The organism is uncultured Piscinibacter sp., assembly GCF_937952055.1.
Classification (GTDB): domain Bacteria; phylum Pseudomonadota; class Gammaproteobacteria; order Burkholderiales; family Burkholderiaceae_C; genus Piscinibacter.
On sequence record NZ_CALFYO010000025.1, the window covers coordinates 157,490 to 175,365 of the forward strand.

14 protein-coding genes are annotated in these 17,876 nt (G+C 70.7%); 4 read left to right on the forward strand and 10 right to left on the reverse strand.

Annotated elements, in window-relative coordinates; all coding sequences use genetic code 11:
* Positions 1-37: 37 nt before the first annotated feature.
* On the forward strand, positions 38-3,268 hold the full coding sequence (locus Q0599_RS20830) for a PAS domain S-box protein (RefSeq protein WP_298833849.1): 3,231 nt from the start codon (positions 38-40) through the stop codon (positions 3,266-3,268).
* On the opposite strand, the gene Q0599_RS20835 is transcribed toward Q0599_RS20830, so the two are convergent.
* The 3 genes from Q0599_RS20835 to Q0599_RS20845 form a co-directional block, all read right to left on the reverse strand.
* Entirely contained in the window at positions 3,269-5,551 is a 2,283-nt protein-coding gene (locus Q0599_RS20835) for a molybdopterin cofactor-binding domain-containing protein (protein WP_298833852.1), read from the reverse strand. It abuts the gene before it with no gap.
* Positions 5,548-5,961, reverse strand: a complete 414-nt coding sequence (locus tag Q0599_RS20840; protein WP_298834115.1) for a (2Fe-2S)-binding protein — start codon at positions 5,959-5,961, stop codon at positions 5,548-5,550. The genes Q0599_RS20835 and Q0599_RS20840 overlap by 4 nt, the downstream gene beginning before the upstream one ends.
* 109 nt (positions 5,962-6,070) lie before the next feature.
* Positions 6,071-6,640: a TMEM165/GDT1 family protein gene (locus tag Q0599_RS20845; RefSeq protein WP_298833855.1), complete on the reverse strand. Its 570-nt coding sequence runs from the start codon at positions 6,638-6,640 to the stop codon at positions 6,071-6,073.
* A gap of 43 nt (positions 6,641-6,683) precedes the next feature.
* Between Q0599_RS20845 and ypfH the strand changes: the two genes are divergently transcribed.
* Positions 6,684-7,397, forward strand: a complete 714-nt coding sequence (gene ypfH, locus Q0599_RS20850) for an esterase (protein WP_298833858.1) — start codon at positions 6,684-6,686, stop codon at positions 7,395-7,397.
* Positions 7,398-7,402: 5 nt separating this feature from the next.
* On the opposite strand, the gene Q0599_RS20855 is transcribed toward ypfH, so the two are convergent.
* From Q0599_RS20855 to Q0599_RS26220, 6 genes are all read right to left on the reverse strand, one after another.
* Positions 7,403-9,982: an EAL domain-containing protein gene (locus Q0599_RS20855; protein WP_298833861.1), complete on the reverse strand. Its 2,580-nt coding sequence runs from the start codon at positions 9,980-9,982 to the stop codon at positions 7,403-7,405.
* Positions 9,983-10,034: 52 nt separating this feature from the next.
* Positions 10,035-10,430 carry a hypothetical protein gene (locus Q0599_RS20860; protein ID WP_298833864.1) on the reverse strand — a complete coding sequence of 132 codons (396 nt, stop codon included), beginning with the start codon at positions 10,428-10,430 and terminating at the stop codon, positions 10,035-10,037.
* 288 nt (positions 10,431-10,718) lie between these two features.
* Positions 10,719-12,428: a M14 family metallopeptidase gene (locus Q0599_RS20865; protein ID WP_298833867.1), complete on the reverse strand. Its 1,710-nt coding sequence runs from the start codon at positions 12,426-12,428 to the stop codon at positions 10,719-10,721.
* A 19-nt stretch (positions 12,429-12,447) separates the two neighbouring features.
* Positions 12,448-13,209 (reverse strand): class II glutamine amidotransferase, encoded by a 762-nt coding sequence (locus tag Q0599_RS20870; RefSeq protein WP_298833870.1) that lies wholly within the window; start codon positions 13,207-13,209, stop codon positions 12,448-12,450.
* 8 nt (positions 13,210-13,217) lie between these two features.
* A complete protein-coding gene (locus Q0599_RS20875) occupies positions 13,218-14,447 on the reverse strand; it encodes an NAD(P)/FAD-dependent oxidoreductase (RefSeq protein WP_298833873.1) in 1,230 nt (409 codons plus the stop codon).
* A gap of 42 nt (positions 14,448-14,489) precedes the next feature.
* Positions 14,490-14,699, reverse strand: a complete 210-nt coding sequence (locus Q0599_RS26220) for a methylated-DNA--[protein]-cysteine S-methyltransferase (RefSeq protein ID WP_367180979.1) — start codon at positions 14,697-14,699, stop codon at positions 14,490-14,492.
* Between the two features lie 73 nt (positions 14,700-14,772).
* Here Q0599_RS26220 and Q0599_RS26225 point away from each other — a divergent pair, with 73 nt between their 5' ends.
* Positions 14,773-15,096: a hypothetical protein gene (locus Q0599_RS26225; RefSeq protein WP_367180980.1), complete on the forward strand. Its 324-nt coding sequence runs from the start codon at positions 14,773-14,775 to the stop codon at positions 15,094-15,096.
* 83 nt (positions 15,097-15,179) lie between these two features.
* Positions 15,180-15,560 carry a hypothetical protein gene (locus Q0599_RS20885; RefSeq protein ID WP_298833876.1) on the forward strand — a complete coding sequence of 127 codons (381 nt, stop codon included), beginning with the start codon at positions 15,180-15,182 and terminating at the stop codon, positions 15,558-15,560.
* A 90-nt stretch (positions 15,561-15,650) separates the two neighbouring features.
* Here the strand turns inward: Q0599_RS20885 and Q0599_RS20890 are convergent, their stop codons facing one another.
* Positions 15,651-17,870, reverse strand: a complete 2,220-nt coding sequence (locus tag Q0599_RS20890; RefSeq protein ID WP_298833879.1) for a malate synthase G — start codon at positions 17,868-17,870, stop codon at positions 15,651-15,653.
* Positions 17,871-17,876 lie beyond the last annotated feature (6 nt).

Sequence of the window (17,876 nt, forward strand, 5' to 3'; positions counted from 1 at the left end):
CATCTGCGCTTCACCTCCCCTTGCGGGGACGAGACAGATGAGCCTTCGCCCCCGCGTGCCGGCAGTGCCGGCGCCAGATGCAGTGCGGCGCCTGGTCGGCCCGATGTTCTTCGGCATCGCCTGCGCCATCGGCGTCGCGGCGACGCTGATCTTCGCGCTCGTGCCCGCCGATCTGGGGCTGGCCGAGCGCGCCGTCATGGGTGCCGCCTTCCTCGCCTTCGCGCTGTTCTCGGCCGAACTGCTGCGTCGCAGCCGCCTCCCGGACTTCCCGCTGTACGGCGGGCTGTTCGCGGTCTCGGTGCTCGCGCTGGTGATGGCCGTGGCCACCAGCGTGACCCTGCACGATGGCCTGCGCAGCCCGGCGATCGGATTCAACGCGCTGGTGCTCTGCCTGCTCGGCGCCGTGGCCGGTCTGCGCCGCGGGCTGGCCTTCGCCGCACTGTGCGCGCTCGGCGTGGCCGGGCTCGGCGCGGCGCACCTGAGCGGCCTGCTGCCCCCGCCGTCCGGCCACAGTTCGGTGGCCGTGCTGATGGTCATCCACTGGTTGCTGCTCGGCGGCGGTGTGGCGGGCGGTGCGCTAATCGCCCGCGTCATCGACCATTACCTGGCCGAGAGTGCCGAGCGCGAGCGGCGCTTTCGCGAACTGCTCGGCATCGCCGTCGACTGGTACTGGGAGCAGGACGAGGAGTTCCGCTTCACCCGCGTCACCGAGAGCCGCGCCGGTGCGGCGGCGCGCTCGCCGCAGCGCATGCTCGGCCGCACCCCCTGGGAGCACACCGGCCTCGGGCTGGACGACGCGCAGCTCGACGAGCACCGTGCCGACCTGGAAGCGCACCGCCCGTTCAGCAATCTGCTCACCACCACCGTCGACGCGCAGGGGCGGCTGCGCCACGTGGCGCTCAGCGGCGAGCCCAAGTTCGACGCCGCCGGCGTGTTCCAGGGCTTCTGGGGCGTGGGGCGCGACGTCACCGCGCAGGTACGTGCGCAGCAGGCGGTGGCGGCCAGCGAGTCGCGCTACCGCACGCTGTTCGCACGCTCGCCCTCGCCGCTGGTGCTGCACCGCCGCGGCACCGTGCTCGATGCCAACGAGGCCGCCGCGAAGCTGTTCGGCTACCGCGATGCCGAGGCCATGAAGGGGAACGCTCTGCTCGATCACCTGGCCACGGCCGACCTGCGCCAGACCATCCGCGAGCGCCTCGCCGCAGCCGAGCGTCTCGAGGTGGGCGAGGCACTGCCGGTGATCGACTATCCAATGCAGGCGCTCGACGGCCGGCCGTTCGCGGTCCAGGCCACCGCGGTGTGCGTCGACAGCGTGGCTGGTCCGGCCCTGCTGACCATCTACGTCGACATCACCGCACGCAAGGCCGCCGAGGCGGCGCTGCGACGCTCCGAGGCGCTGCTGTCGCACCTGTTCGCCACCAGCCCCGACTGCCTCACGCTGACGGAGCTCGACAGCGGTCGCTTCACGCTCGTCAACGACTGCTTCCTGCAGGTGTCCGGCTACCGCCGCGAGGAGGTCATCGGCCGCACGGCCGAAGAGCTGGGCATCTGGCACCAGACCGGCGAGCGCAACGCCTTCGTCGATGCGGTGCGCCGCCAGGGCAGCGTGCAGGGCCTGCCGCTGAGCTTGCGCCGCCGCGACGGGCGGCGCATCCCGATGCTGGTGTCGGGCGCGGGCTTCGATTTCGACGGCCAGCGCTTCCTCGTGCTCGCCGCGCGCGACGTCAGCGCCAACGAGCAGACGCGACTGGAGGTGGAGGCCATTCTCAACACCGTGTCGCTGGCAATCGCCTTCGTGCGCGAGCAGCGCATCGTGCGCATCAACGCGCGACACCGCGAGATGTTCGGCTGGAGCGAGGACGAATTGCGCAGCAACACGCTCAGCGTGCTGTGGCCCGAGCCGTCGGAATTCCAGCGCATGCGCCGCCAGGCGGTGACGAAGCTGCGCCACCGGCACGGCTACGAGTGCGAGACCCAGCTCAAGCGGCGCGACGGCAGCCTGTTCTGGTGCCTGCTGCAGGCGCAGTCGGTCGACCCGTCGAACCCGATCGGCGGCGGCACGATCTGGTCGGCCGAGGACATCACCGAGCGGCGCCAGACGCAGCAGGCGCTGGCCGACGCGCGCGACGCCGCCGAAGCCGCCAGCCGCGCGAAGAGCGCCTTCCTCGCCAACACCAGCCACGAGATCCGCACCCCGCTCAACGGCCTGCTCGGCCTGGCACGGCTGGCGATGCAGCCGGGCCTGTCGGACCCGCGACGGCAGCAGTACCTCGCGCAGATCGTCGACAGCACGCAGAGCCTGGCCGGCATCATCTCGGACATCCTCGACCTGTCCAAGGTGGAGGCCGGGCGCATCACGCTGGAGGACGTGCCTTTCGGCCTGCGCGACACGCTGGCCGCGGTGCACCACGCCTACCTGTCGCTGGCCGAGGGCAAGGGTCTGGCGCTGGTGCTGTCCGTCGCCGATGCGTTGCCGCAGACGGTGCGCGGCGACCCGCTGCGCGTGCGGCAGATCCTCACCAACCTGGTCGCCAACGCGATCAAGTTCACCGAGCGCGGCAGCGTGCGTATCGAGGCCACGCTGCGCGGCGAGACGATCCGCCTGGCGGTGCACGACACCGGCCCCGGCATCGACGAACAAACGCAGCGGCGCCTGTTCACGCCGTTCTCACAGGCCGACGACTCGACGACGCGGCGCTATGGCGGCACCGGGCTCGGCCTGTCGATTTGCCGCGAGCTGGCGCAACTGATGGGCGGCAGCGTGGGCGTGAACAGCGCCCCGGGCTACGGCAGCGCCTTCTGGGCCGACCTGCCGCTGCCCGCCTCCGAGCCGCCGCAGCAGGAGGCGGGCACCGACACGCTCGCGCCGCTGCAGGGCGGGCGCGTTCTGATCGCCGAGGACAACCCGGTCAACATGCTGATCGCGGTGGCCATGCTCGAACAGTGGGGGCTCGACGTCTCGCAGGCGGGTGACGGCGCAGCGGCCGTCGAGGCGGCGGAGGCCGCGGTGGCCGCTGGCCGCCCCTTCGACCTGGTGCTGATGGACGTGCACATGCCGGTGATGAGCGGCCACGCCGCGGTGCGCCGGCTGCGCGAGCGCTTCGACGCCGAGACGCTTCCGATCATCGCGCTGACTGCCGCGGCGCTGACCTCGGAACGCGACGAGGCGCTGGCAGCGGGCATGAACGACTTCCTCACCAAGCCGATCGACGTGGGCCGCCTGCGCGCGACGCTGGCGCGCTGGCTGCGGCGCACGACCGCGGCTTGATCAGTTGGCCAGCGGCAGCTCGCGCCAGCGCCTTCCCGTCAGCGCGAACAGCGCATTGGCCAGTGCCGGCGCCAGCGGCGGCGTCGCGGGCTCGCCCACGCCGGAGGGCGGGTTCGTGCTGTCGATCAGGTGGGTCTCGATGCGCGGCGTCTGCGCCAGCGTGAGGATCGGGTGGTTGGGGAAGTTGGTCTGCTGCACCCTGCTGCCGACGATGTCGATGCGGCCGGTCAGCGCCGCCGACAGGCCGAACACGATGGCGCTTTCCATCTGCTGCGCGACGATGCCCGGGTTGACCACGGTGCCGACGTCGGCCGCGCAGACGACCCGGCGCACCACCGGCTTGCCGTCGACGAGCGAGGCCTCGATCACCTGCGCGACGATGCTGCCGAAGCTCTCGTGCAGCGCCACGCCGCGCGCCAAGCCGGCAGGCAGGGGCTTGTCCCAGCCGGCGCGCTCGGCGGCCAGACGCAGCACGGCGGCATGGCGCGGCATGTCGGCGAGCATGCCCAGACGGAACGCCACCGGATCCTGCCCGGCGGCCTGCGCGAGCTCGTCGATGAAGCCTTCGCTGAAGAAGGCATTGTGCGAGTGGCCCACGGAGCGCCAGTTGCCCACCGGCACGCCACTGTGCGTGGCGACATGCGCGATGCGCTGGTGCGGCACCGCGTAGGGCAGGTCGAACAGGCCCTCGCTGGTCGTCTTGTCCGGCAGCTCGATCGGGCCGGCCAGCGAGGGTGCGTTGCGCTCCATGAAGCGCGGCGTGATCGCGTCGCCGGCGCTGGTGATCTTCAGCGCGAGCAGGCGGCCGTCGGCAGCGAGCCCGGCCTGCAGGAATGCCGCAGCGGCGGGGCGATAGAAGTCGTGGGTGAGATCCTCCTCGCGCGGCCAGACGAGCTGCACCGGCCGCCCGCCGGTCTCGAGCGCGACGCGCACCGCCTGGCCGACGACGTCCACTTCCAGGCGCCGGCCGAAGCCGCCGCCGAGGTAGGTAACGTGCAGGTCGACGTTCTCCTCCGGCACGCCGGCCACGCGCGCGGCGATCGCACGCGCAAAGCTCGGCACCTGCGTCGGCGCCCACAGCTCGACGCGACCGTCGGCGACGCGCGCGGTGCAGTTGATCGGCTCCATCGCCGCATGCGCGAGGTACGGCGCGCGGTACAACGCCTCGACGCGCCGGGCCGCGCCCTGGAGCGCCTCGTCGGGTTCGCCGCGGCGGTGGAAGGCGAAACCCTCGTCGCGCGCCGCGGCCTCGCGGGCGCTGGCCTCGAGTGACTCGGCGATGCGCGCGCTGTCCAGCGTGCCGGCCGGCGGCGGATGCCAGTCGATCACCAGCGCCTCGGCGCCACGCCGCGCGTGCCAGGTGCTGCGGCCGATCACCGCCAGCGCCGGCGTCGAACCGGCCTGCGGGCCGAGCCGCACGACTCGCTCGACACCGGGCAGGCGCATTGCCGGCTCGACGTCGACACGCCCGGGGCTGCCGCCGAGCATCGGACAGTGGCGCACCACCGCGTAGACCATGTCGGGCACTCGCGTGTCGATGCCGAACACCGCCGTGCCGTTCACCTTCGCCGGCAGGTCGATGCGCGGCGCCGCACGTCCGATGAGCCTCCAGTCCTCGCGCGGCTTGAGCCTGACCTGGCCGGGCGGCGTGGCCACCGCCATGCGCACCAGCTCGCCGTAATGCGCGCGCTGACCGTCGCCGGCATGCGAGACGATGCCTTCGGCGACCGTCAGTTCGTCGACCGGCAGCTTCCAGCTCAGCGAAGCCGCGCCGAGCAGCTGCGCACGTGCCGTGGCGGCGGCCAGGCGCAGCGGCTCCCAGGCGTCGGCCACGCTCGTCGATCCGCCGGTCAGGCTGAGGCCGAGTTCGCGCGCGACCTTGCCGACCAGCCAGCGGCCGAGGCGCACGCCGCGCGTCTCCCGGCCGGGCTCGCCGTCGCGCGGATGCACGGGCAGGCTGGCGACCAGCGCGGCAACGTTGCCGTAGATGGCGTCGGCGCCGGCATCGACCAGTTCGACGCTCGCCAGCGGCACGTCGAGCTCCTCGGCGACCAGCATGGCCAGCGCGGTGTGCACGCCCTGGCCCATTTCGCTGCGGTTCATCGCCAGCACCACGTGGCCGTCGGTCGCGATGCTGATCCAGCCGTTCAGCGCGATGCGGCCTTCGCCGTCGGCCAGGCGGTCGGCGCGGCCGAGGCGGCTGCGCGGCGGCAGCAGCCCCCAGCCGACGACGAGCGCGCCCGTCGTTGCGGTCGCGGCGAGCAGCAGGCTGCGGCGCCTCATGCGCGGCGGCCGCGCAGCTCGGCCGCCGCGGCGTGGATGGCGGCGCGCACGCGCGGATAGCTGCCGCAGCGGCACAGGTTGGTGATCGCCGCGTCGATGTCTGCATCGCTGGGCCGGGGCTGGCGCTCCAGCAGCGCCACGGCGGCCATCAGCATGCCGCTCTGGCAGTAGCCGCACTGCGGCACCTGCTGGGCCAGCCACGCCTGCTGCAGCGCGTGCGGCTTGCCGTCGTCGCCGAGGCCCTCGATGGTGCGAATGCGCCGGCCGACCACCGCCGACAGCGGCGTCACGCAGGACCGCTGCGGCTGCCCGTCCACCTGGACCGTGCAGGCGCCGCACGCTGCCACGCCGCAGCCGAACTTGGTGCCGGTGAGATTGAGCACGTCGCGCAGCGCCCACAGCAGCGGCATGTCGGGTGCGATGGCGTCGTCGGGAAGGTTGCGCAGGGTGCCGTTGATGAGGAGCTGCATGGGGTCTCGCGGTGGGCGGCCGCCCATGGTACGGCAGCGTGGCCAGCGCTCAGAACAGCCTGCCGACGTTGAGCAGCGTCAAGGCACCCAGCACGGCGAAGATCAGCGCCGCGATGCCGTGCACCAGCGTCATCGAGACCTTCTTCGCCACCGCGTCGCCGAGCAGCACGGCCGGCACGTTGGCGATCATCATGCCCAGCGTGGTGCCGGCCACCACGGCGACGAGGTCGGCATAGCGCGCCGCCAGCGCCACGGTGGCGATCTGCGTCTTGTCGCCCATCTCGGCGAGGAAGAAGGCGACGACGGTGGTGCCGAACACGCCGAAACGCTGTATGCCGCCCTCGGCCTCGTCGATCTTGTCGGGCACCAGCATCCACACCGCCATGGCGATGAAGGACAGGCCGATCACCCAGCGCAGCAGGTCCGGCCCGAGCGCGCGCGCGATCCAGTCGCCGACCACGCCGGCCAGCGCGTGGTTGACCAGCGTGGCCACCAGGATGCCCAGCACGATCGGCACGGGCCGGCGGAACTTCGCCGCCAGCAGCAGCGCGAGCAGTTGCGTCTTGTCGCCCATTTCACCCAGGGCGACGATGCCGGTCGAGACGAGAAAGGCTTCCAAGAGGGGGCGGATTCTAGCGGCGCCGCTGCGGCACACTGGCGGCATGACCACCGTGCTCGCCCGCCTGCCGGACTCCGGCGATCCCGAGTTGCTGTTCCTGCTCTTTCACGGCGTGGGTGCGACCGCCGAGCACATGACCGTGCTCGCGCAGCGCCTGGCGCAGGAGTACCCGCAGGCTGCCGTGCTGTGCATCGATGCCCCCGACGACTTCGACGCCGCCCCGGGCAGCGGCGGCAAGCAGTGGTTCTCCATCCAGGGCATCACCGACGACAACCGCCCGCAGCGTGTTGCCGCCGCGCTGCCTCGCTTCGTCGCCGCCGTGCGTGCGCTGCAGCTGCGCTTCGCGATGGACTGGCCGCGCACCGCGCTGTTCGGCTTCTCGCAGGGCGCGATCATGGCGCTCGAGGCGGTGCAGGCCGAGCCGGCGCTGGCCGGACGCGTGCTCGCCTTCTCGGGCCGTCACGCCACCTTGCCCGACCATGCGCCGCGCGACACCTGCGTGCACCTGTTGCACGGCATGGACGACCGCGTGGTGCCGCCCGAACCGGCGGTGGAGGCCGCCCGCCGCCTGGTCGCGCTCGGCGGCGACGTCACCGCCGACGTGCTGCCCGGCATCGGCCACGACCTGGACCCGCGCCTGATCGAGCGCGCCATCGACCAGTTGCGCAGCTTCCTGCCCCGGCGTGCGTGGCGCGAGGCGTTCGAGGCGGCGCCGGTGGTGTCGCGACCGGCCTCCAGCCGCGATCTCGAGGACTGAACGGCTCAGTGATGCAGCATCGGGCGGGCGAGCCGGCCAGGCTGGCCGGCCCAGCAGTCCGATTCGATGCGGTCGAGCAGCAGCTCGACGTTCTCGGCCACCAGCGGGCGCGACAGGTGGTAGCCCTGGCCGGACTCGCAGCCCATGTTGCGCAGCTGGGCGAGCTGCGACTCGGTCTCGATGCCTTCGGCGATCACCGCTTTGCCCAGCGACGCGCCCAGCGTGACGATGGCGCGCACCACCTCGGCCTCCTTGGAGCCGCTGCGCAAGGCGTGCACGAACGAGGCGTCGATCTTCAGGCTGTCGATCGGCAGCGTCGACAGGTAGCTCAGCGACGAATAGCCGGTGCCGAAGTCGTCGATCGACAGGCCCACGCCAAGCTCGCGCAGGCGTGACAGTGTGTCGACCGCGCCGTGGACACGGTCCATCAGCACGTTCTCGGTCAGTTCCAGCGTCAATTGGCTGGGCTGCAGCCGAGCCGCGACGATGGCGCGCGTGACGCGCTGCGCGAAACCGCTGTCGGCAATGTCGTGGCCGGACACGTTGACCTGCATCGTCAGGCCGGCGAAGGTCTCGCTGCGCGCCTGCCAGAGCTTGATCTGGCGGCAGGCGGAGTCGAGCATGAAGTCGGTCAGCGGCGCGATCAGCGCCGACTCCTCGGCGATGGGGATGAACACCGCCGGGCTGATCAGGCCCTGCACCGGATGCGGCCAGCGCGCCAGCGCCTCGAAGCCGGTGAGCACCCCCGTGGCGAGGTTGAACAAGGGCTGGTAGGCCACCGTCAGCTGGCCGCTCTCGATGGCGCGACGCAGGTCGCCCTCCAGCCGCACACGGTCGGTGACCTGCTGGTGCAGCCCGGCGTCGAACAGCGCGTGGCGCGCCTTGCCGGCCGCCTTGGCACGGTACATCGCGATGTCGGCGTCGCGCAGCACCTCTTCGGGCAGCTGGTAGCCGATGGTGCTGAAGGTGATGCCGATGCTCGCGCTGGTGGCGATCTCGGTGCCGGCAATCTGCAGCGGCTCGGCCAGCGCCCGTTGCAGCCGCTCGGCCAGCGTGACGGCATGGGCCTCGCGTTCGAGGTCTGCGCACAGGACGGCGAACTCGTCGCCGCCGAGCCGTGCGACCACGTCGCCCGGGCGCACGTGGTCGCGGATGCGCCGCGCCACCTGGATCAGGAAGGCGTCGCCGGCGCTGTGGCCCATGCTGTCGTTGATCAGCTTGAAGCGGTCGAAATCCAGGAACATCACCGCGAAGCGGCGGTTCTCGTCCTGCCTGCCGGCGTCGATGGCCGCGGCGAGATGCTCGTGGAAGCGCGATCGGTTCGGCAGCCCGGTCAGGCTGTCGTGGAAGGCGATGTGCTGCAGGCGTGACTCGGCGCTGCGCCGCGCGGTGATGTCCTGCATCTGCACGATCAGGCTGGAGGCCTCGCTGCCCGGCTCGTCGAAGAAGCTGCCGTTCAGCGCCACCCAGACATCGCTGCCGTCGCGGTGGCGGCAGCGCAGCTCGGTGGTGAATGCGTCGGCCTCGCGGCGCTGCACGCGGCCGAGCTGCGCCGCGAAGCCCTCGGCATCCCCCGGATGGAACAGCGACACGAGCCTTTGTCCGACCAGCGCCTCCTCCTGCGCACCGAGCAGCGCCATCATGGCGCGGTTGACTTGCCGGATGCTCCCGTCGGTGGACACCAGGGCCATGCCGATCGAGGCATGCGTGAAGGCGCTGTGGAAGCGCTGCTCGCTCAGCTCCAGCGCCTTCACGTGCAGCGCCGACTGCGCGGCCTCGCGCTCGGCGGCCTCCACGCGGCTGCGGCGCACGGCCTCGTCGGCCTCCTGCTGGCGGAAGAAGAAGTGCAGCGTGGCCAGCAGCATGCCGACGATGGGCACCACCGCCATCAGCACGCCCGGGCCCGACTGCGCCAAGGTGAGGAAGAGCAGGCCGGCCACCGAGGCGCTGCCGGCGTAGGCCATCGCCACCCAACCGAAGTTGGACAGCATCTCGCGCAGCACCAGTGGCTGGTTGCACTTGAGGTGGATGACCAGCGTGGCCAGCAGCGTGTTGAGCACGAAGTAGGCGACGGAGAACACCATCGCCGCGGTCATCAGCAAGCCGTCGCTGTACCAGCCGCGAGCCTGCAGCAGATGGACGCCGGCATCGAGCAGCGAGCCGGCGACGAACATCGACACGATCGCCATCGCCGGGCTGGCGATGCGGCTGGTCCAGCGCCTGGAGGTTCGCCAGGACCCGACCAGCGCTTCGCCCGCAGCGGCCAGCGAGGCCGCGACCGGTCCGTGCAGCAGCAGCACCAGGAAGATGAAGATCTCGCCGGCGGCGAAGGAGTTGGTCGAGCGCGGGATGCGCACCGGGAAGAAGCCAGCCAGCGTGGCGATCGCCGCGCCGGCGAGGATCTGCACCAGCGCCTCGCGCGGCAGCCGCGACACCTCGACGACACAGTGCGCGAGCACCAGCAGCCCGATCGTCACCATGGCGCACCAGTAGACGGTGGCCTTGCGGTTGTAGTCGGGCATCAGCGCGCCGTGCAGGCGCCGCCAGGGGCCCGAGCCCGTGACGTTGGCGGTGCCGCTGCTCATACGGTGTCGCTTCGCGGTTCGTGGAAGGGGCCGACGCGTGGGGGCGCGACGCTCAGTTCTCGCCGCTGGTCGCCGAGCGGCTGTCGCAGGTGATCACCGGCGCGCCGGACTCGCTGCTCACGACGCCTTCGCTGATGACGATGCCCGAGCCGAGCACGCTGCCGCTGGCCAGCCAACCCGCCAGCGCCGGCGTGGGGATGAACAGGCCGGTCATGCCGTTGAAGGAACGGCTGCCAGCGAGGGTGGTGGCATTGACCACGCCCGAGGTCACCAGGCTCTGGATGGCCGGCACGGTGTCGGTGAAGGACTTGACGAAGGTGCTTGCCGGCACGTTCCAGGCCGAGGGCCAGTACTGCGGCTGGCGCCAGTGCACGCGGCCGCTCGCCCAGGTCAGGCGCGGGTCCCAGATCGGCTGGTACTGGGTGAACAGGGCGTCGCCGCTGAGCACGCGGCTGCCGCCGGCGAAGACGATGCGCGACCACCCTCAGCGCCAGCCGGCTGCGCAGATTGCGCGCAAGACGCCCGACGATGTCGATGAATGGCAGCAGATGGCCCACCTTCGGCTCCCGCAGGCTGCATGGGCCTGCCCCTGGTCGACGTCCTTCAGCGGATACGCCACGTATCCAACTGTTTCATGGACCTGATCCTAGGGAGCGTGAAGTGCGGCGTGTCGGAAGTAATGCGCAGACTTCTGGGCAGGCCGTCAGGGCACCCGGGAGTTTTGCCCATTTACTGGTCAGTCAAGACTGACTTCGGTGCGCACGGTGCCCGCGCGGTCGGCACGAGCGACGAGGGCGAGACGCGTTCCCTGCGGCGCGCGCACCACCCACTCGGCAACGGCGCGGTCGGCCGTCACCTCGCGACTGGGCAGGAAGGCGATCTGCGAGTTCTTCGGGGCGTGGCCCTCGAGCTGCGGGCCTTCCATACGCTCCTTGCCGCTGATCAGCGTGACGGTCGCGTCGCCCGGCGGCAGCACGATCTCGAACATCACGCCGCGCACCACCTTGCGCTGCAGCGCGCGCTGGCTGACGTAGGCCGGCAGCCAGCCGCTGTTGGCCACTGCCATGCGCACGCGCCAGGTCTCGGGGCCGAGCGCGCGCACTTCGGTGCGCAGAAGCTCGAGCTTCGGCAGGCTCAGCGCGAGCTGCGTCATCCACTTCGGAAACCGTGCCGCCTCGCGCTCGCGCAGGTGCGGCGGCGGGTTGCGCCAGTAGTTCATCTTGTCCCAGCCACCGATTTCCACCATGCCGAGCTGAGGGTGGCGGAACGGCTTCCAGTCGACATGGGCCTGGCCGGCGCACTGCTCGTCGCTCCACTTGAGCAGCTTGAGGTCGTCCTCGACAGGGTGCTCGCGAAACCAGTCGATCCACTTGTAGTCCTTGATCTCCGCCGCCTGGTTGGGCGACCAGATCTCCACCACCCAGAACAACGCGCCGAGATGCTCGTACAGCCAGTCCTGCGTGCCGCCGATGACCTCCTTCGGGTGGTACTTGAACTCGTGCCAGATGCTCACCGCCGGGTAGCCGGTGAGCTTCTCGCCGAGCTTGCTGAAGCGCTGGTAGGCCCACAGGTCCTCGGGAATCATGTCGTCGTCGCTGCAGGTGCCCATCGGACGCAGGATCACGCCGCTGTGCGTGTGGTAACTGATCCCCGCGCCGATGTTCGGATGTGCGACGACGAAGTCGACCATCGCGCGCACCTCGGGCTCGCTGGTCGGGTAGGGTCCGGCGCCGACCTGCTCGAACTCCTGGCGCCAGAAGGCGGGGAAGTTGCGGTTCAGGTCCAGCCCCTCGACGTCCTTGTTGACCTTCACGGTGAGGCCATCCCAGTTCTTCAGCGTGCCTTCGGGCATGAGCCGGTAGTACTCGCCGCCGAACTCGCCGGGCTCGCGCGGCACCATCAGCCGCGGGTCCTGATCGCTCTTCTTGTAGGTGCCGTGCGGGTCGGGGATGCGCATCGTCAGCATGCGGCCGTCGCCGTCGACGTCCTCCATCGTCAGACCCTCGACCGGCTCCTCGTCGAACGGATAGCGCCGCGTCGACGAGCGGATGTGGCGCGGCCGCTCGGCCAGCGCCAGCTCGGCGCCGTCTGGATTCAGGCGCGGGCAGAGGTAGAGCGCGCGCGTGTCGAGCAGCTGCGTGATCTGCACATCCGTGCCGTAGCCGCTGACGAGCTGGTGCAGGAAGTACAGCACCGCAGTGCTCGCCGTCAGCTCGGCGGCGTGGATGTTGCCATCGGCCCAGAAGGCCGGCTTGTCGCTCGCCGCGCCGGTGGCGGTGTTGGTGAGCGTGGCCACCCAGATGTCGCGGCCCTCGTGGCTCTTGCCGATGGACTCCACCGTGATCAGGCCGGGGTACGCGTCCGCATAGTCGAACAGCAGCCGGGTCAGGGCGTCGTACTTGTAGAAGGTGTCGAAGCTCGGCGTGGGCGTGGCAGGCAGGGTCATGGTCGGAATGGGGGCAGGATCAGTGGAGGTCCAGTCGCGCGCCATCGCGGAACACGGCGAGCTCGCCCGGAGCCAGCGACGTCCAGCACTCGTCGCAGGTCAGCGGCTCGGTGACGACGACGGCGACGCGGTCGCGGGGCGTGGTGAGGGAGGCGAAGTCGACGCTGAGGTCCTCGTCGGCCAGGCGCGCGGCGCGGAACGGATGCTCGCGCACCAGCCAGCTCAGCTTCGTCGAGCAATGCGCCCACAGCGCCTCGCCGTTGCTGAGCATGAAGTTGAAGCTGCCATGCGCGGCAATGCCGGGCACCAGCTCGCGCAGCGTCGCGCTGAGCTCCGCGACCGTGGGCACGGCGGCGTGCGCCTTGGCGAGCTCCTGCATCAGCCAGCAGAAGGCCCGCTCGCTGTCGGTGTCGCCCACCGGCCGGAAACCGGCGTGCAGCCGCGGCGCGTAGTGCTTCAGGTCGCCGTTGTGCGCGAACACCCAGTAGCGGCCCCACAGCTCGCGCTGGAACGGGTGGGTGTTTTCCAGCGCGATGCGGCCCTGCGTGGCCTTGCGGATGTGGGCGATGACGTTGCGGCTCTTGATCGGATAGCGCCGCACCATCTCGGCCACCGGCGAAATGCGTGCGCTCTGCGCGTCGACGAACACGCGGGCACCCGGCCCTTCGAAGAAGGCGATGCCGAAGCCGTCCTTGTGCTCCTCGGCGCGCGTGCTGAATCCGGTGAAGCTGAACACCACGTCGGTGGGCGTGTTGGCGTTCAGTCCGAGCAGCTGGCACATGGCAGGGGTTACTCGGTGAGCAGTCGGGCAAAGCCCTTGACGGTGAGCAGATGTCCCGGGTTGCTGGACTCGTCGAGCACCCCGCTCATGCGACGCCGCAGCCGCGGGCTGCGCGTGCCGCGCCAGAGAATGAAGTCGGCCAGCCAGGGGTGGCGGTTCACCCAGTTGGCACGCTCGTAGAGCAGGAAGCGCGGCCGCAGCACCGCCAGCCGCGATTCGTAGTCGGCGCGCACCGACGCATCGCCGGCGGCGCGGCCGGCGATCAGCGCCTCGGCCGCGAGCATGCCGGTCTCCATCGCCTTGCCGATGCCCTCGCCGGTGAAGGAGTAGGTGCTCCCGGCCGCCTCGCCGGTGACCAGCAGGCCGGGGCGCGAGAAGCGCGCCCCTTCCAGCGTGGTGCGCAGCGGCGCCCCCTTCAGCGCGCTGAGCCATTGTCCGCCTTGCACCAGCTCGCGTGCCGGCGCATAGACGCGCGTGAAGGCGTCGAACACCTCGCGCAGGTTGACGTCGGTCTTCACGGCCCTGCCCTCGCGCTGTCGGGCGTGGCTGTCGACGAGCCCCACGCCGACGTTGAAGACACCGTCGCGGCAGGGAAAGATCCATCCGTAGCCGGGGGCCACCGCGCGATGCCACACCGCCTCGAGCTTGTCGATGCGGCCGCGCATCGCATCGTTCTTCAAATAGCCGCGCAGGGCCACGCCACTGGGCCCCTGGCGCAATGCCATGCCGGCAGCCAGCAGCGCCTGCGGCACCGCGCCGCTGGCCAGCACCAGCCACCGGCAGTGCAGCTCTCTTGCACTGTCGCCGTGCACGAGCCGCGCACCCGCCACCACGCCGTTCACTTCGATGGGCGCGACGAAGCGCACCGGCGCATGCATCCTCGCCCCCGCGGCCACAGCAGCTCGGCAGACGATCTCGTCGAGCTGGCGGCGCGGCAGCACCGCCAGCGTGCCCGGCACGTCCACGCGGATGCCGCGCGGCGAGATCAGCCCGGCGTGCGTGGCCGCCCGGGCCTGAACCATCACCTCGTCGAGCACGCCGAGCTTGCGCAACGCACGGTGCGCGTCCGGGATCAGGCCGTCGCCGCAGACCTTGTCGCGCGGGAAGGCGTGCTGGTCGACAAGCACCACGTCGATGCCGGCACGCGCCAGCGTGATGGCCGCGGCGCTGCCGGCCGGGCCGGCTCCCACGACGAGCACGTCGCAGCGGTCGGGAAGTTGGTCGATGCCGAGGTTCATGACGCAGGCCGGGCAACAGGCCACGGCAAGTGGCGGAGCATTCTAGGAGGCGGCATCGAACAGCGACGGCTGGTCGCCGAAGCGCGCCCCTTCGATCTCCAGCAGGCGCAGCTTGGTGGCCACGCCGCCCGGCGCCGAGAAACCGCCGCTGCGTCCTGCGGCGGCGAGCACGCGGTGGCAGGGCACGATGATCGCGAACGGATTGGCGCCCAAGGCCTGGCCGACGGCGCGCGCAGCGCCCGGCTCGCCCAATTGCGCGGCGAGTTCGCCGTAGGTGCAGGTGCGGCCCGGCCCGATTGCAGCGCGCCGCAGCGTAGACGCGGCGATGGAAGTCCGGCACGGCGTCCATGTCCAGCACGACATCCGCCAGGTCGACGGCTTCTCCGTCCAGCAGCGCCGCGATCGCGGCAATCGCCCGCCGCACGGCCGGGGGCGGCACGGCCTTGGGCGTGCCGGGGTGGAGGCGCTGCAGCGCGGCCAGCGTGCGCGCCGCATCGGCCCCGGGCAGCAGCAGGCCGGTGACGCCGGCCGCGCTCCAGGCGATGCCGCAGGCGCCGAGCGGCGTGTCGAACAGGGCATGACCGAGCGTGTCCATGCGTGGGCGGGTCCGTGCAGTGAAGCATTGTGCACTTGCCCTTTGCCGAGTTGACCGCCATCAAGCCGCCTCGGCCCGACTGCGGTCACGATCGGCGTCAGGCTGATCGGTCAGCGCACAACACAGAAAGGATCTTCGTGACGTCCCTCCATGCCGTGGTCTGGCTCGACCACCAAACCGCCCAGGTCCTGCAGTTCGACGCCGAGCATGTGCAGGCGCAGAAGATCAGGACGCACACGCACCACACCGCCTACCACGGCAGCAAGGTGCGCACCGAGCACGAGTTCTTCGGCGAAGTGTGCGATGCGCTCAAGGGCATCGCCGAGGTGCTGGTGACGGGATCGCGCACGGCCACCGCAGACTTCAAGCATTACCTCGACAAGCACCGCGCCGAGACGGCTAGGCAGGTCGTCGGCTACGAGACGGTGGACCATCCGAGCGAGGCCCAGCTCGTGGCCCACGCGCGCAGGTACTTCCTCAAGCACGACCGCATGGCCGGCACCCCGACGCCGACCTGATGGCGCCCCGGCCGCGGGGGTGAACCGGCCGCCTGGGAGCGGCCCGGCGCTGGCCGGCTACCGTCCCCCCGCGGGTTCGCTGTTTTCGCCTCAGGCCGACTGCGCCAGCGGCAGTGCGGTCGCCGTCTTCACCTGCAGCCGCGCGGCATGCAGCAGGGGCTCCGTGTAGCCGCTGGGTTGCACCTTGCCCTTGAACACGAGGTCGAGCGCTGCCTGGTACGCACGGCTGGTGTCCCAGTTCCCGGCCATCGGCCGGTACAACGGGTCGCCGGCGTTCTGCTTGTCCACCACCTTGGCCATGCGCCGGAACGTCGCGTTGACCTGCGACTTGCTCACCACCCCGTGGTGCAGCCAGTTGGCGATGTGCTGGCTGCTGATGCGCAGCGTGGCGCGGTCCTCCATCAGACCGACGTTGTGGATGTCGGGCACCTTGGAGCAGCCCACGCCCTGGTCGACCCAGCGCACCACGTAGCCCAGAATGCCCTGGGCATTGTTGTCCAGCTCCTGCTGCTTCTCCTCGTCGCTCCACTGCGGCTTCTTCACCACCGGAATCGACAGCAGGCCCGACAGCAGCGACTCGCGCTCGGCCTCCGCGTCGATCTTCTCCAGCTCCTTCTGCACCTTGAACACATCCACCTGGTGGTAGTGCAGCGCGTGCAGCGTGGCCGCCGTCGGGCTCGGCACCCAGGCGGTGTTGGCGCCGGCCTTGGGATGGGCGATCTTCTGCTGCAGCATCGCCGCCATCAGGTCGGGCATGGCCCACATGCCCTTGCCGATCTGCGCCTTGCCGCGCAGGCCGCACGACAGGCCCACCAGCACGTTGTTGCGCTCGTAGGCCTGGATCCAGGCGCTCGCCTTCATGTCACCCTTGCGCAGCATCGGGCCGGCCAGCATGGCGGTGTGCATCTCGTCGCCGGTGCGGTCGAGGAATCCGGTATTGATGAAGGCCACGCGCGACGCGGCCGCGGCGATGCAGGCCTTCAGGTTGACGCTGGTGCGTCGCTCCTCGTCCATGATGCCCAGCTTCACGGTGCTGTCGGGCAGGCCCAGCAGCTTCTCGACGCGGCCGAACAGCTCGCTGGCGAAGGCCACCTCGGCCGGGCCGTGCATCTTCGGCTTGACGATGTACACCGAGCCGGTGCGCGAGTTGGTGATGCCGTCCTTGCCGTGGCGCTGCAGGTCGTGCAGGGCGATCGTCGTGGTGATGACCGCGTCCATGATGCCTTCCGGGATCTCGCGCTGGTCATCGCCCCACAGGATCGCCGGGTTGCTCATCAGGTGGCCGACGTTGCGCACGAACAGCAGCGAGCGGCCGTGCAGCACCACGTCCTCGCCGCGCGGGCCGGTGTAGCGGCGGTCGGGGTTGAGGCCACGGGTGAAGGTCTTGCCGCCCTTGGACACCTCCTCGGTCAGCGTGCCCTCGATGATGCCCAGCCAATTGCCGTAGGCGAGCACCTTGTCCTCGGCATCGACCACCGCCACGGAGTCCTCGAGGTCGAGGATGGTGGACAGCGCCGACTCCAGCACCAGGTCGGCGACACCGGCCGGGTCGGTGGCGCCGATCGAATGCTGCTTGTCGATGCGGATGTCCATGTGCAGACCGTGGTGCGACAGCAGCACGGACGACGGCGCGTCCATCTCGCCCTGGAAGCCGACAAACTGCGCCGGATTCTTCAGGCCCACGGTCGTGCCGTCCTTCAGCGTCACCACCAGGTTGTTGTCGACCACGCGGTAGGCCGTCGAGTCGATGTGCGAGCCCTTCCTGAGCGGCGCGCAGCGGTCGAGCACGTAGCGGGCGTACTCGATCACCTTGGCGCCGCGCTTCGGGTTGTAGCCACCGACCTTCTCGCAGCCGTCGGCCTCGCTGATCGCGTCGGTGCCGTACAGCGCGTCGTACAGCGAACCCCAGCGGGCGTTGGCGGCGTTCAGCGCGTAGCGTGCGTTGGTGATCGGCACCACCAGTTGCGGGCCGGCCTGCAGCGCCAGCTCGGCGTCGACGTTCTTCGTCGTCGCCTTCACCTTCCCCGTTTCCGGCACCAGGTAGCCGATCTTCTCGAGGAAGGCTCGGTACTTCTTCGGCGCCGTGATCGGTCCCGGGTTCGCCTGGTGCCAGGCATCGAGTTCCGCCTGCAGGCGATCCCGCTCGGCCAGCAACGCGGCATTCTTCGGCGCGAGGTCGTGCACGATGGCGTCGAAGCCGGCCCAGAAGGTCTCGCTGGAGACGCCCGTGCCGGGCAGCACGCGGTCCTCGATGAAGCGGTACAGCGGCGTGGCGACGTGCAGGCGGTGGCGGGCGGTGCGATCGGTCATGGCAAT